The organism is Streptomyces sp. NPDC005648, from assembly GCF_040605395.1.
Classification (GTDB): domain Bacteria; phylum Actinomycetota; class Actinomycetes; order Streptomycetales; family Streptomycetaceae; genus Streptomyces.
Window position 1 is genome coordinate 55,390 of the sequence record NZ_JBEXCS010000019.1, and the last position, 14,374, is coordinate 69,763.

Genomic DNA, 14,374 nt, shown 5'->3' on the forward strand with positions numbered 1-14,374 from the left:
GTAGGAGCATGTCTTGGGACGGAAGATCGGCAGCCGGTACACCGCGAACCAGATCCTGGGGCGGGGCAGCGCCGGCACGGTGTGGCTGGGCGAGGGGCCGCAGGGGCCCGTCGCCATCAAGCTGCTGCGCGAGGATCTCGCGTCCGACCAGGAACTCGTCGGGCGCTTCGTGCAGGAGCGCACGGCGCTGCTCGGTCTGGAGCACCCGCACGTCGTCTCGGTCCGCGACCTCGTCGTGGACGGCAACGACCTCGCCCTGGTCATGGACCTGGTCCGCGGCACCGATCTGCGCACCCGCCTCGACCGCGACCGGCGGCTCGCCCCCGAGGCGGCGGTCGCGATAGTCGCCGATGTCGCGGACGGCCTGGCGGCCGCGCATGCCGCCGGGGTCGTGCACCGTGACGTCAAGCCGGAGAACGTGCTCCTCGACATGCAGGGCCCCCTCGGCCCCGGCGGCTCCCACCCCGCCCTGCTGACCGACTTCGGCGTGGCGAAGCTGATCGACACGCCCCGCCGGACCCGTGCCACGAAGATCATCGGCACACCGGACTATCTGGCCCCGGAGATCGTGGAGGGCCTGCCGCCCAGGGCGGCGGTCGACATCTACGCGCTCGCGACGGTCCTCTACGAGCTCCTGGCGGGCTTCACCCCCTTCGGCGGCGGCCACCCCGGCGCGGTGCTCCGCCGCCATGTCACGGAGACGGTGGCCCCGCTGCCCGGTATCCCCGACGAGCTCTGGCAGCTGATCGTCCAGTGCCTGGCCAAGGCCCCGGCCTCCCGGCTGCGCGCGTCCGAGCTGGGGGTACGGCTCCGGGAGCTGCTGCCGCTGGTCGCGGGCATGCCCCCGCTGGACGTGGACGAGCCCGACGCGGAGCCGGAGGAGGAGGCCGAGGAGGCGTCCGGCGCGGGCCTCGCGGCGGCGGGGGAGCCGGTGCGGCGGCGGGGCGCGGTTCCGCTGGTGCCCGGCGCGAAGCCGGCCGACTCCAACCGGGACACCCATACGTCGATGAGGGTGCCGGCACCCGACGAGCTGGCGGGGGGCGCGCGGGGGACGGCGCGTGTCCCGCGGGCCGCGGGCGCGCCGAGGCCGGGTTCCGCCCGGCACCGGGCCGTGACACGGCGGCGTCGGATCGCGCTCGGGGCCGGGGTACTGGTGCTGGTGGTCGGCGCCGGGGTGGGCACATGGGTGGCGACCTCGGGCGACGACGCCGGCGCGACGCCCCAGGACACCAACCATTCGGCACCGGCTTCACCGTGAGGCCCGGTGGGGCGCCCGGGACCACGGGGCCAGGAGCCCCGGTGGAGCCCGGCGCGCTGGTCCGGCGTTGCTCGCTTGGTGGAGCCGTTAGGCTGGAGGCGTGGCAGTCGTCGATGTATCCGAAGAGCTCAAGTCCCTCTCCTCGACCATGGAGTCGATCGAGGCCGTTCTGGACCTCGACAAGCTGAGGGCAGACATCGCCGTGCTCGAGGAGCAGGCGGCCGCGCCGTCCCTGTGGGACAACCCGGACGAGGCGCAGAAGATCACCAGCAAGCTGAGCCACCTGCAGGCCGAGGTCAGGAAGGCCGAGGCGCTGCGCGGGCGGATCGACGATCTCGCCGTGCTCTTCGAGATGGCCGAGGAGGAGGACGACCCGGACACCCGAGCCGAGGCCGAGTCCGAGCTCGCCGCCGTCAAGAAGGCGCTGGACGAGATGGAGGTCCGGACGCTGCTCAGCGGTGAGTACGACTCCCGCGAGGCACTCGTCAACATCCGCGCCGAGGCGGGTGGCGTCGACGCCGCCGACTTCGCCGAGAAGCTGCAGCGCATGTATCTGCGCTGGGCCGAGGGCAAGGGCTACAAGACGGAGCTCATCGAGACGTCGTACGCGGAAGAGGCCGGCATCAAGTCGACCACCTTCGCCGTCCAGGCGCCGTACGCCTACGGGACGCTCTCCGTGGAGCAGGGCACGCACCGGCTGGTGCGTATCTCGCCCTTCGACAACCAGGGGCGCCGGCAGACCTCCTTCGCCGGTGTCGAGGTCCTGCCCGTGGTCGAGCAGACCGACCACATCGAGATCGACGAGTCCGAACTGCGGGTCGACGTCTACCGGTCCTCCGGTCCCGGCGGCCAGGGCGTGAACACCACCGACTCCGCGGTGCGCCTGACCCACCTCCCCACCGGCATCGTCGTCTCCTGTCAGAACGAGCGGTCGCAGATCCAGAACAAGGCGACCGCGATGAACGTCCTCCAGGCCAAGCTGCTGGAGCGGCAGCGCCAGGAGGAGCGGGCCAAGATGGACGCCCTCAAGGACGGCGGCAGCTCCTGGGGCAACCAGATGCGTTCGTACGTCCTGCACCCGTACCAGATGGTCAAGGACCTGCGCACCGAATTCGAGGTCGGCAACCCCGAGGCCGTGTTCAACGGGGAGATCGACGGCTTCATCGAGGCCGGAATTCGCTGGCGCAAGCAGCAGGAGAAGTAACCGGCACGAGTTCCTTTGTCGACTTGGCAACTGCCGCCCCCTGGGCGGCAGTTCGCGTATGTCTGGGTTTTACATCACACTCACAGGTTCCAACTGCGAGTAAACGAGACGCAAGTGGACATTGCGCACGCAACGGCCTTGACGTTGCTTTGAAAAATGGGAAGGGTGAAGCGTGGCATGCGTATCTCTGGGGCGCATGTGAACCGGGGGACTTTGCAGCGCAGCCACCCTCCGTCGATCACTGCCCCCTGAGCGCCGCCTCAATGACAATGAGCTACTGGGGGTAGCAACCATATGACGAAGAAGACGCGGATCCGGATCGCGCGGATAGCCGCGGGTGCCGTGATCGCCGCGGGCGCCTCGCTGACCGCAGCCGGTGCCGCTTCCGCCCTCGACATCACCGTGAGCGTGGACGAGAGCGGTGTGGGCGTCAACGCCGACACCGGCCTCGGCGACGACCCGACGGACCCGCCCACCGGTCTCCCGACGGACACCCCGCCGACCGACACGCCGCCGACGAACACCCCGCCGACCGACACCCCTCCCACATCGCAGGACCCGACCGAGCCCACCCAGGAGCCCACGGAGCCCACCGAGGACCCGACCGACCCGGGCAACGGGAACGGCAATGGGAACGGCAACGGCAGCGGTAGTGGCAGCGGGAACAACGGCGGGGGCAACAGCAACACCAACCCCGACGGCGGTTCCAACACCTCCGCGCAGGAGGAGGGCTCCTCCGCCCTCACGGACACCGGCTCCAACACCTCGGCCCAGGGCGGCGCCCAGCTCGCCGAGACCGGTGCCGGCCAGACCGCGTTCCTGCTCGTCGGCGCGGCCACGATGATCGCCGGCGGCGTCGGCTTCCGTCTGCTGCCGCGTCTCATGGGCGGCCGTGGCGGTGCGGCCGCCTGACGGTGGCCGACCGTAACCGTCCGCGTGCGCCGAGTGCGCGACGACGTACGACGAAGGGCCCGGAGCGTCATCGCTCCGGGCCCTTCGGGCGTCTGTACGAGGCGCTGCGCCTGCTTACGCGGTCTGGTGCGCCAGCAGTGCCACCGCGGCGATGAACACCGCCAGGAGCGCGATCAGTGCCATGGGGTTCAGCCCCGCGAAGAAGTTCTCCTGCTGCAGCCGCTCGCGGTTCGCGCGGCACACGGGGCACCGGCCCTCGCTCACGGGCGCCGCGCAGTTTGCGCACACCAGCCGGTCGTACGTCATGCGCTCGCCCTCCTTGACCTACGGTTTCATCAAGAGAACGTCCAGAGGTCGACGAACGTTCCCCTCTCTACTCTGCCAGGTTCCTCTCGGGGCCGCTCGGTTCGCTCCGAAGGGGGGTGCGTGGGGTTCGTCTCGCGCACAAAACGTACAACTATGACGCAACCCCTACCTGCGCCTGCGGTCGCACACCTGACTCGCGTATGGTCACGCTCATCTACCCCCGGCCAACCGTGGTGCATCCGTGATCCGATTCGACAACGTCTCCAAGGTCTACCCCAAGCAGACCCGCCCCGCACTCAGGGATGTGTCCCTGGAAGTGGAGAAGGGCGAGTTCGTGTTCCTCGTGGGGTCCTCCGGCTCCGGAAAGTCCACTTTTCTGCGGCTGATCCTCCGCGAGGAGCGGTGCAGCCACGGACAGGTGCACGTCCTGGGCAAGGACCTCGCGCGCCTCTCCAACTGGAAGGTGCCGCAGATGCGGCGCCAGCTGGGGACGGTGTTCCAGGACTTCCGGCTGCTGCCGAACAAGACCGTCGCCGAGAACGTGGCCTTCGCCCAGGAGGTCATCGGCAAGTCGAAGGGCGAGATCCGCAAGTCCGTCCCCCAGGTGCTCGACCTCGTCGGGCTGGGCGGGAAGGAGGACCGGATGCCCGGTGAGCTCTCGGGTGGTGAGCAGCAGCGCGTGGCCATCGCGCGCGCCTTCGTGAACCGGCCCAAGCTGCTCATCGCCGACGAGCCCACCGGCAACCTCGACCCGCAGACCTCGGTCGGCATCATGAAGCTGCTCGACCGGATCAACCGCACCGGTACGACGGTGGTCATGGCCACGCACGACCAGAACATCGTGGACCAGATGCGCAAGCGCGTCATCGAGCTGGAGAAGGGCCGCCTCGTCCGCGACCAGGCCCGCGGCGTCTACGGCTACCAGCACTGACGCACCTGACGACGACTGTCCACGGAAAGGCCTGAACCCCACGCCATGCGCGCCCAGTTCGTACTGTCGGAGATCGGTGTCGGTCTCCGCCGCAACCTGACGATGACGTTCGCCGTCGTCGTCTCCGTCGCCCTGTCGCTCGCCCTGTTCGGCGGGTCGCTCCTGATGAGCGACCAGGTCACCACGATGAAGGGCTACTGGTACGACAAGGTCAACGTCTCGATCTTCCTCTGCAACAAGAGCGACGCCGAGTCGGACCCGCACTGCGCCAAGGGCGCGGTGACCGACGACCAGAAGAAGTCGATCCTCGCCGACCTGCAGAAGATGGACGTCGTCGAGAAGGTCACGTACGAGTCGCAGGACGAGGCGTACAAGCACTACAAGCAGCAGTTCGGCGACTCCCCGCTGGCCAGCTCCCTCACGCCGGACCAGATGCAGGAGTCGTACCGGATCAAGCTGAAGAACCCGCAGAAGTACCAGGTCATCGCCACGGCCTTCGACGGGCGTGACGGGGTGCAGTCCGTGCAGGACCAGAAGGGGATCCTGGACAACCTCTTCGGACTGCTCAACGGCATGAACTGGGCCGCCCGGGCCGTGATGGCGCTCATGCTCGTCGTGGCGCTGATGCTGATCGTCAACACCGTGCGGGTGTCGGCCTTCAGCCGACGGCGTGAGACGGGGATCATGCGCCTCGTCGGTGCCTCGGGCTTCTACATCCAGGCGCCGTTCATCGCCGAGGCCGCGGTCGCCGGGCTCATCGGCGGGACGGTCGCGTGCGGATTCCTGGTGGTCGCGCGCTACTTCATCATCGACCACGGTCTGGCCCTGTCCCAGAAGCTGAATCTGATCAACTTCATCGGCTGGGACGCGGTCCTCACGAAGCTTCCGCTCATCCTCGCCACGAGTCTGCTGATGCCCGCGCTGGCCGCGTTCTTCGCGCTGCGCAAGTACCTGAAGGTGTGACGCATGCCAAGAGGGCCGAACGGGCAACCGCCCGTGCGGCCCTTCGGCTTGTCCTAGACTCACCGGCATGTCAGGCCGCGACCTGTTCTGTCAGCCCCGCCGCTTCGGCCGCGGGGCCGCCCTGACATTGGTGTTCGCGAGTGTGCTCGTCGCCGGCGCGGCCACCAGCTCCTTCCCCGACCTCGACCGGAAGTCGGCGGCGGGGCAGGCCCGTTCGGCGGTCCCCGCGGGGCGGCACGACGGCAAGGCTGCGGTGGCCGAGGCGGCCCAGGAGGCGCTGGCCGACGGCAAGTCGCCCATGGAGGCGGCCGAGCGGGCCGTCAGCCGCAGCGGGGACCGGTGGGGCGCCGTCTACTCGCAGGGCGAGTACCAGGAGTTCCAGGAGGCCCTCGACGGTGAGTACACCGGCGTAGGGCTGTGGGCGCGGCGCGAGCGGGACGGACGTATCGAGGTGACCAAGGTGGCCTCCGGGTCGCCCGCGGCCGCCGCCGGGATCCGCAAGGGCGACCGGCTGCGCAGCGTCGACGGCGAGGACGTCGACGGACAGCCCGTCACCGAGGTCGTCTCCTTACTGCGCGGCGACGCGACCGACGCCCCCGCCGGCACGGTGGTACGGCTCGGCCTGCAGCGCGGCACGCGCGCGTGGACCGAGACCGTGCGGCGCGCCCGGCTGTCCACCGACTCGGTCACCGTTCGAAAACTCGCCGGGGACATCACGGTCATCAAGATCGCCGCGTTCACCAAGGGAGTCGGCGACGCCGTCCGCAGCGCCGTACGGGGCGCCCCGGCCGACGGTGGCTTCATCCTCGATCTGCGCGGCAACTCCGGCGGTCTGGTCACCGAGGCCGTCACCACCGCCTCCGCCTTCCTCGACGGCGGGCTCGTCGCCACCTACGACGTCGACGGCGAGCAGCAGGCACTGCACGCCGACACCGGCGGCGACACCACCAGACCCCTGGTCGCGCTCGTCGACGGCGGCACGATGAGCGCGGCCGAGTTGCTTACCGGGGCCCTGCAGGACCGGGGGCGTGCGGTGGTCGTGGGCTCCCGGACCTTCGGCAAGGGCTCGGTGCAGATGCCCAGCCCGCTCCCCGGCGGGTCGGTCGCCGAGCTGACCGTCGGGCACTACCGGACTCCGTCGGGCCGCAGTGTGGACGGGCGGGGGATCACTCCCGACCTGGACGTGCAGCAGGCGGACTCGTCGGCGGCCGTGCGCAGAGCGGAGACCGTACTGAGCGGCCTGGGAGACGCCGACTGAGCCGGCGTGAGCTTTAAGGGCTGGCCCCCGCCCCCCTCCGTAGTGCGAAAATGGACGGCACTATGAGCAAGGGAATGTACGTACCGAAGGAGTCCCAGCCCAAGCAGGGCGGGGCGGCTGCCAAGGCCAGGGATGGCGAGAAGGGCGGCAAGCGCAAGATCGTCGCGCAGAACAAGAAGGCCCGGCACGACTACGCGATCATCGACACCTACGAGGCGGGGCTCGTCCTCACCGGCACCGAGGTGAAGTCGCTGCGTCAGGGGCGGGCCTCGCTGGTCGACGGGTTCGTCCAGGTCGACGGGGGCGAGGCGTGGCTGCACAACGCGCACATCCCCGAGTACGCCCAGGGCACCTGGACCAACCACTCCGCCCGCCGCAAGCGCAAGCTGCTGCTGCACCGCGAGGAGATCGACAAGCTCTCCGTCAAGGCGGACGAGACGGGTCACACGATCGTGCCGCTCGCCCTGTACTTCAAGGACGGCCGGGCGAAGGCCGAGATCGCGCTCGCGCGAGGCAAGAAGGAGTACGACAAGCGGCAGACGCTGCGCGAGCAGCAGGACCGGCGTGAGTCGGACCGGGCGATCGCGGCGGCGAAGCGGCGGCAGCGGGGGGCCTGACCGGGCGGGAATACGGTGGCATCGGCGCGCGTTGGTCACGTACGATGGCACTGCACCTCACAGCGGGTGCGAGCCCCTCAGGGGTGGTTGAAAACACAACATGGGGATGATCGGTTTCGACAGCGGCTGTCGAAGCAGGGGAAGCGTGTCGAGGAAGCGGCCATGATCTCGTAAACCACAGGCCGAAACCAATAATCGCCAATTCCAAGAGCGATTCTCCCGAGCTTTTCGCTCTCGCTGCCTGATCAGGTAGTGATCGAATAGCTCCTTGATGGGAGTGTCAGCCCGGGGGTGTTCCCGACCCGGATCCTGGCATCAGCTAGGGGACTAAACCTCCATCCCGGTCACGGGGTGAAGAGGGAAATCAAACAGTGACTGGGCCCGTCGGCGACTTGTTCGCGTGATCGCCGGGGCCGAGAAAATCACAGCGAACTGCACACGGAGAAGCCCTGATTCCGCACCGTTGGACGCGGGTTCGATTCCCGCCATCTCCACCGACCCCTCCGGGGGTACCCCATGTGGGCGAAGGCCCCGTCGCTTCCGAGCGGCGGGGCCTTCGCCGTTCACCCCACCGTGCGAGGCACCGTGCTCGCCCGCTGCGTCATGGCCGGAGCCAGCAGCGTCGACTCCGGTACGGTGCCGCCGTCCAGCTTCTTCATCAGCAGGTGCACCGCACGCTCGCCCACCTCGGCCGAGGGAAGGGCGACCGAGGTGATCGGGACGCGGGCGGACTCGGCGAGCTCGTCCGGGCAGATCGCGGTGAGCGACAGATCGGTGGGGACGCGGAGGCCGAGATCCTCGAAGGCGTCGGCCAGCGGTTCCAGAATCGCCTCGTTGTGGACGACCACCCCCGTCAACGCCGGTTGTTCGCGCAGGAGTTGCTCCGCGACCAGGCGCGCCGCCGCCGGGGACGCCTCGCAGGGGTGGACCGAGGACACGAGACCGCCCCGGTCGGCCGCGGCCGTGAAGCCCTGCACGACCCGCTGGGCGAAGGCCGTCTCGCGGACGTACACCTCCGGCGGGGAGCCCACCAGTGCCACCACCCGGTGCCCCAGTCGCGCCAGATGCTCCACACACGCCTCACCGGCCGCCCTGAAATCGAGGTCGATGCAGGTCAGGCCCTCCGGGTCGGACGGGAAGCCGATCAGCACCGACGGTGTGTCCAACGACCGCAGCAACCGCAGGCGCGGATCGTGGAGCTGGACGTCCATCACGATCAGCGCGTCGACGAGCGCCGTGTCCGCGACCCGCCGCAGCCCGTACTCGCCCTCCTCCTGGGTCAGCAGCAGCACATCGTGGTCGTAGCGCCGGGCCGTCGTCACCACCGACACCGCGAACTGCATCACCACCGGCACATGGATGCCGGCCCGTAACGGGACGACCAGCGCGAGGACGTTCGAGCGGCTGCTCGCGAGGGCCCGGGCGCCGGCGTGCGGGCGGTACCCCAGCTCGCGGGCGGCCGCCTCGACCCGCTGCCGGGTCTCCTCGGAGATCGGGCGCTTGCCGCTGAGGGCGTAGGAGACCGTGCTGGCGGAGACCCCGGCCCGGCGCGCCACATCGGTGATCTTCACCATCGGCCCAGCTCCACCGTGAGGAACCCGGTCCCGGCCGGCGCCCGGACGACCCGCTCCCCGGCCGCCAGCGCCCACGGCGCCACCGGGTCGGCGCACGACGCCCGCAGCGTGTCCCCTTCCCGTACGACGGTGAAGGTGACGTCCCCGACGGCCACCGTCACCTGTGCGCCCCGCTCCAGGCCGTACGCCCGCAGCGTCACCCCGTCGGCGAAGTCGTAGTCGGGCCGGTCGTCCACCGCTCCGACCGGGATCACCGCACCGGGCCTGACCAGCAGCGGCACGCTCAGGAAGCCATGGCGTTCGCGCACCCAGCGCGGGCCGGTCACCGTCCGTCCGCTCGTGAAGTGGGTCCAGGTCCCCTCGGGGACGTAGTACGAGACGTCTCCCTCGTCGCTGAACACCGGCGCCACCAGCAGATCCGGTCCCAGCATGTACTGCCGTTCCAGATGCGTGCACCCGGGGTCGTCCGGGAACTCCAGCACCATCGCCCGCATCATCGGCACGCCCTCGGCGTGGGCGGTGCGTGCGGCCTCGTGGAGATAGGGCATGAGACCGAGCTTGAGGCGGGTGAACTGCCGCAGCACGTCCACCGATTCCTCGTCGAAGAGCCAGGGGACCCGGTAGGAGGAGCTGCCGTGCAGCCGGCTGTGGGAGGACAGCAGTCCGAACGCCAGCCACCGCTTGAACAGGGCGGGGGTCGGGGTGCCCTCGAAGCCGCCGATGTCATGGCTCCAGTAGCCGAAGCCGGACAGGCCGAGCGAGAGGCCGCCCCGCAGCGACTCCGCCATCGACTCGTAGGTCGCCTCGCAGTCGCCGCCCCAGTGCACCGGGAACTTCTGGCTGCCGGTCGTCGCCGAGCGGGCGAAGAGCACGGCCTCGCCCTCGCCGCGGTGCTTGCGCAGCACATCGAAGACGGTGCGGTTGTAGAGGTACGTGTAGTAGTTGTGCATCCGCTCCGGATCGGAGCCGTCGGACCAGGCCACGTCGAGCGGGACCCGCTCGCCGAAGTCGGTCTTGAAGCAGTCGACGCCCTGCGCGAGCAGTGCCTCCAGCTTGGACGCGTACCAGTCGCGGGCGGCGGGGCTGGTGAAGTCGACGAGCGCCATGCCCGGTTGCCACATGTCCCACTGCCAGACACTGCCGTCGGGGCGTCTGAGGAGATGCCCCAGCGCCTTGCCCTCCGCGAACAGCGGGGAGCGCTGGGCTATGTACGGGTTGATCCAGACGCTGATGTGCAGGTCGCGGGCGTGCAGACGGGCCAGCATGCCCTCCGGGTCGGGGAAGACCCGAGGGTCCCACTGGAAGTCGCACCAGTTGAACTCGCGCATCCAGAAACAGTCGAAGTGGAACACGGACAGCGGCAGTTCACGCTCCCGCATGCCCTCGATGAAGGACGTCACCGTCTCCTCGTCGTACGAGGTCGTGAAGGACGTCGACAGCCACAGGCCGAACGACCAGGCGGGAGGCAGGGCCGGGCGGCCGGTGAGGGCCGTGTACTTGCGCAGGATGTCCTTGGGGCTCGGGCCGTAGATGACGTAGTACGTCAGCTCCTGTGTCTCCGCGCTGAACTGGACCCGGGACACCGCCTCCGAGCCGACCTCGAAGCTGACCTTCCCCGGATGGTCGACGAAGACGCCGTAGCCCGCGTCCGTCAGATAGAACGGGACGTTCTTGTAGGCCTGTTCGGTGGCCGTGCCGCCGTCGGCGTTCCAGATGTCGACGACCTGGCCGTTCTTCACCAGCGGGCCGAACCGCTCACCGAGGCCGTACACGCTGGTGCCCACACCCAGGTCGAGCTGCTCGCGCAGATAGTGCGCGCCCGACGCGTCCCGCATGATGCCGATGCCCTTGGGGCCGCTGGAGGTCAGCGTGCGGCCCCGGGCGAGGAAGTCGACGTGCCAGGTGCCGGTGCGGGCCACCCGGACCGACAGCGCGCCGGAGGTCAGCGTCGCGTGCTCCTCGTCGTAGGAGACCTGCGGGCTGAACTCCGCGCACCGCAGCTCGAACTCGGGGGCGCGCGGCTGCTCGCCCTCGAAGTGGGTGAAGGTGACGCCGATGACGTCGGGCAGCGGGGTGTGCGCGCTGATCGTCACGACCGGTCCCTTCAGCAGGTCGCCGCGGTGGCGGATGGGCTGGGTCGGCGCGTGGATCTCCAGCACGCCGTCCGACTCCTCGACATCGAGGACCTCGGCCGGATGGGCGGCGGTGACGCCCTCGCGGAGCAGCCAGTAACCGTCGGTGAACTTCATGTGGGGGGTCCTTACTTCACGGCACCCACGGCGATGCCGCGGGTGAGGGTCCGCTGGAAGACGAGGAAGAACACGAGCGCGGGGAGCACGCCGAGCAGGGCCGCCGCGTTGGTCATCGTGGCGTCCATCAGGCGCTGGCCCTGGAGGACGCCGAGGGCCACCGACACGGTCTGGTTGTCGTTGGAGATCAGCATGACCAGGGGGAGCAGGAACTCGTTCCAGGTCCAGATGAAGAAGAAGACGAGGAGGACGCCGATCGTGGGGCGGCTCACCGGGACGACGATCCGCCACAGCACCTGCCACTTGTTGGCGCCGTCGATACGGGCCGCCTCGATGATCTCCCGGGGGAACTGCCCGAGGACGGACGAGAGGAGATAGGTGCCGAAGGCCGCCTGGATCACCGTGAAGACGATGATCACGCTCAACCTCGTGTCGTACAGGCCGAGTTGCTTGCTCAGGTAGTAGACCGGGTAGACCAGCGCCTCCTGCGGGAGCATGTTGGCCAGGACGAAGAAGGCCAGGACCCAGGTGCGGCCCCGGATCCTCCCGATGCCGATCGCATAGGCGTTGAGGACGGAGAGGACGGCCGCCAGGACGGCCACCGACCCGCTGATCAGGGCCGAGTTGAAGAGCTTCCGCCCGTAGTCGACGCGCTGCCAGAAGTTCTTCAGACCGTCCAGATAGAGGCCCTCGGGGAGGCTGAGAGGGCCGTGTTCGGAGTACTCCGCCGGGGACTTCACCGCGTTCACGGCGACGATCAGGAACGGGACGACCATGAAGAGGGCCGCGATGCACAGGGCGATCAGCACCGGGTAGCGGCGCAGGGCGGACGTCATGGGCGGTCCCCGTCCTCTGCTCTCGTCTGGAGTCTCAGCAGGATCAGGGTGAGCGCGAGGATGATGACGGTCAGGACGGTGGAGATCGCGGCGCCGTAGCCGACCTGGGTCTTCTCGAAGAAGGTGGTGAAGGAGAAGTAGGACGGCACATCGGTCGCCCCGCCCGGCCCGCCCTTCGTCAGGACGTACACCGCGCCGAACACCTTCAGCGCGGCGATCGTGCACCAGGTCAGGACGACGTAGATCTCCGGGCGGATCTGCGGCAGCGTGATGTGCCAGAAGCGGCGCCACCAGCCGGCCCCGTCCAGTTCGGCGGCCTCGTGGAGCTGGGGGTCGACGCGTTGCAGCCCCGCCATGAAGACGACCAGCGGGAAGCCGAGCTGGACCCAGACCATCACGCCCATGACGCTGTACAGGGCGATGTCGGGGTCACCCAGCCAGTCCTGCTGCCAGCGGCCGAGTCCCACGGCCTTCAGCACCGAGTTCAGTGACCCGTTGTCGGGAGCCAGGATCCAGCTCCAGACGATGCCGGCGACGGCGATCGGCAGTACCTGCGGAAGATAGAAGCAGGCGCGCAGGACCGAGGCCCACCGGCCGCCGAAGTGTCTGCCGACGAAGTCGAACAGGGCGGCGGCCAGGACGAGTCCGAGCATCGTCGGTACGGCCGCCATGGCGACGACCATGAACAGGCTGTGCCGGAACGACGCCCAGAACTCCGCATCGTCCATCAGCTCGCGGTAGTTCGCGAGCCCGGTCCACTTCGGGCCGCCGATGCCCTGCCACTCGGTGAAGCTCACGCCCGTGTTCATCAGGAACGGGACGACGATGACCGCCGTGAACGCGAGGATGCCGGGGAGGAGGAACAGGGCGTACGAGTCGTGGGAGTGGGAGTGGGAGTGGGAGTGGGAGTGGGAGTGGGAGCGGAGGCGGGAGCGGGTGGCGGCCCTCACCGCTTCGGGGCGCCCTTGTCGTACGCCTGCTGCAGTGCGCCGAGGTAGGCGTCCGGTTTCTCGCTTCCGGTCATCAGCTTCTGGGTCTCGGAGACGAGGACGTCGTAGAAGCCGTTCACCGGCCAGTCCGGGTAGAAGGCGAGGCCGTCACGCCGGCTGACCGTGTTGAAGTCGCCGATGAGCTTCTTGGACCTGGGGTCGGTGATGGCGCCCGCGTCGGCCGCGACCGGGATGCCGCCCTTGTTGCCGAGCAGGTTCTGGATCTTCTTCGACATGGTGATGTCGATGAAGTCGTAGGCGAGCTCCTTGTTTTTGGCGTTCTTCGGGACGACCCAGAGGTTGCCGCCGGAGCCGAGGGTGAGGTTCGAGCCGGGCCACAGGGTGGTGTCCCAGTCGAACTTGGCCTCGGACTGGAAGCGGCCGTACCACCAGCTGCCGGAGAACAGGATCGGCGCCTTGCCCTGGATCCAGGAGACACCGGCGTCCTCGGCCTTGGTGCTGGTCGTCTTCCTGCTGAGGTAGCCCTTCTTCACCCAGTCGGCGAAGGTGGTGGCGCCGTAGGTCCAGGCGGCGTCATGGAAGTCGGTCTTCCCCCGGTACAGCTCGTAGCTGTCGACCCAGGAGCGGTCGGCCTTCGACAGGGCGAGCTGGTACAGATACTGCTGGGCCATGTACTCGGCACCGGCGTTGGCGAGCGGGGTGACGCCCTTGGCGACGAACTTGTCCATGGCGGCGGTCAGTTCGTCGAAGGTGGTGGGCTCGGCGATGCCGTACTTCTTGAACAGGTCCTTGTTGAAGTAGACCATCGTGTACTCGGCGTAGTTGGGCACGCCGTACCACTTGCCGGAACCCATCACGCCGTTGGTGTCGTACCTGCTGGTCGTGGCGACGCCGGCGCTCAGTTTCCTGTCCCAGCCGCGCTTGGCCGCCTCGGCGGTGAGATCGGTGAGCAGGCCCTGCTTCGACAGCTGGCCGGCGGTGGCGTTGCCCTTGTTGTACTCCATGAGGTCGGGCGCGTCGGAGGAGTTGAGGATCATCGGCGCGGTCTTCTGGATCTGCTCGAAGCCCTTCTCCTCGAACTTCACCTTCACTCCGGGATGCCGGGCCTCGAACTCCTTGATCGCCTCGTTCCAGGCCACGCCCATCGCGCTGTCGGAGCCCTCGTAGTGCCAGAGCTTGAGCGTGCCGGCGTCGGAGGAGCCGCTGTCCGAGCCGCCGCAGGAGCTCAGCAGCAGCGATCCGCCGAAGACCGCTGCCGCGACCGTCGTCATCCGCCTTCGTGCCGTCACGCGCCTTCGTGCCGTCGACATCCGCGC

13 protein-coding genes and 1 other RNA gene are annotated in these 14,374 nt (G+C 69.0%); 8 read left to right on the plus strand and 6 right to left on the minus strand.

The window, feature by feature from the left end; genetic code table 11:
- Positions 1 to 13: 13 nt before the first annotated feature.
- The 3 genes from ABZT17_RS14010 (at position 14) to ABZT17_RS14020 (ending at position 3,374) form a co-directional block, all read left to right on the plus strand.
- A complete protein-coding gene (locus ABZT17_RS14010; RefSeq protein WP_356347967.1) occupies positions 14 to 1,258 on the plus strand; it encodes a serine/threonine-protein kinase in 1,245 nt (414 codons plus the stop codon).
- Positions 1,259 to 1,358: 100 nt separating this feature from the next.
- Complete coding sequence (prfB, locus tag ABZT17_RS14015) at positions 1,359 to 2,462, plus strand: peptide chain release factor 2 (RefSeq protein ID WP_356347970.1); 1,104 nt, start codon at positions 1,359 to 1,361, stop codon at positions 2,460 to 2,462.
- Positions 2,463 to 2,756: 294 nt separating this feature from the next.
- Complete coding sequence (locus ABZT17_RS14020) at positions 2,757 to 3,374, plus strand: hypothetical protein (protein ID WP_356347972.1); 618 nt, start codon at positions 2,757 to 2,759, stop codon at positions 3,372 to 3,374.
- Between the two features lie 114 nt (positions 3,375 to 3,488).
- Here ABZT17_RS14020 and ABZT17_RS14025 read toward each other — a convergent pair whose 3' ends face one another.
- Positions 3,489 to 3,680 carry a hypothetical protein gene (locus tag ABZT17_RS14025; RefSeq protein WP_356347974.1) on the minus strand — a complete coding sequence of 64 codons (192 nt, stop codon included), beginning with the start codon at positions 3,678 to 3,680 and terminating at the stop codon, positions 3,489 to 3,491.
- 241 nt (positions 3,681 to 3,921) lie between these two features.
- Here ABZT17_RS14025 and ftsE point away from each other — a divergent pair, with 241 nt between their 5' ends.
- The 5 genes from ftsE to ssrA all read left to right on the plus strand — a co-directional run bounded on the left by ftsE (position 3,922) and on the right by ssrA (position 7,946).
- Positions 3,922 to 4,611 carry a cell division ATP-binding protein FtsE gene (ftsE, locus tag ABZT17_RS14030; protein WP_030943440.1) on the plus strand — a complete coding sequence of 230 codons (690 nt, stop codon included), beginning with the start codon at positions 3,922 to 3,924 and terminating at the stop codon, positions 4,609 to 4,611.
- A gap of 45 nt (positions 4,612 to 4,656) precedes the next feature.
- Positions 4,657 to 5,574, plus strand: a complete 918-nt coding sequence (gene ftsX / locus ABZT17_RS14035) for a permease-like cell division protein FtsX (RefSeq protein WP_356347978.1) — start codon at positions 4,657 to 4,659, stop codon at positions 5,572 to 5,574.
- 67 nt (positions 5,575 to 5,641) lie between these two features.
- On the plus strand, positions 5,642 to 6,832 hold the full coding sequence (locus ABZT17_RS14040) for a S41 family peptidase (protein ID WP_356347980.1): 1,191 nt from the start codon (positions 5,642 to 5,644) through the stop codon (positions 6,830 to 6,832).
- A gap of 74 nt (positions 6,833 to 6,906) precedes the next feature.
- Positions 6,907 to 7,449 carry an SsrA-binding protein SmpB gene (gene smpB, locus ABZT17_RS14045; protein ID WP_356348083.1) on the plus strand — a complete coding sequence of 181 codons (543 nt, stop codon included), beginning with the start codon at positions 6,907 to 6,909 and terminating at the stop codon, positions 7,447 to 7,449.
- A gap of 102 nt (positions 7,450 to 7,551) precedes the next feature.
- Positions 7,552 to 7,946, plus strand: a transfer-messenger RNA (tmRNA) gene (ssrA, locus tag ABZT17_RS14050).
- 66 nt (positions 7,947 to 8,012) lie between these two features.
- Here ssrA and ABZT17_RS14055 read toward each other — a convergent pair.
- Genes ABZT17_RS14055 through ABZT17_RS14075 form a run of 5 tightly spaced genes read right to left on the minus strand, consistent with a single transcriptional unit; the run spans position 8,013 to position 14,329 of the window.
- A complete protein-coding gene (locus tag ABZT17_RS14055) occupies positions 8,013 to 9,023 on the minus strand; it encodes a LacI family DNA-binding transcriptional regulator (RefSeq protein ID WP_356347982.1) in 1,011 nt (336 codons plus the stop codon).
- Positions 9,017 to 11,272: an alpha-xylosidase gene (gene yicI / locus ABZT17_RS14060; protein WP_356347985.1), complete on the minus strand. Its 2,256-nt coding sequence runs from the start codon at positions 11,270 to 11,272 to the stop codon at positions 9,017 to 9,019. Before yicI ends, ABZT17_RS14055 begins: the two co-directional genes overlap by 7 nt.
- A gap of 11 nt (positions 11,273 to 11,283) precedes the next feature.
- A complete protein-coding gene (locus ABZT17_RS14065; RefSeq protein ID WP_356347987.1) occupies positions 11,284 to 12,108 on the minus strand; it encodes a carbohydrate ABC transporter permease in 825 nt (274 codons plus the stop codon).
- Positions 12,105 to 13,058, minus strand: coding sequence for a sugar ABC transporter permease (locus tag ABZT17_RS14070; protein WP_356347990.1), 954 nt, complete (start codon positions 13,056 to 13,058; stop codon positions 12,105 to 12,107). Before ABZT17_RS14070 ends, ABZT17_RS14065 begins: the two co-directional genes overlap by 4 nt.
- Positions 13,055 to 14,329, minus strand: coding sequence for an extracellular solute-binding protein (locus ABZT17_RS14075; RefSeq protein WP_356348086.1), 1,275 nt, complete (start codon positions 14,327 to 14,329; stop codon positions 13,055 to 13,057). Before ABZT17_RS14075 ends, ABZT17_RS14070 begins: the two co-directional genes overlap by 4 nt.
- Positions 14,330 to 14,374: the final 45 nt, after the last annotated feature.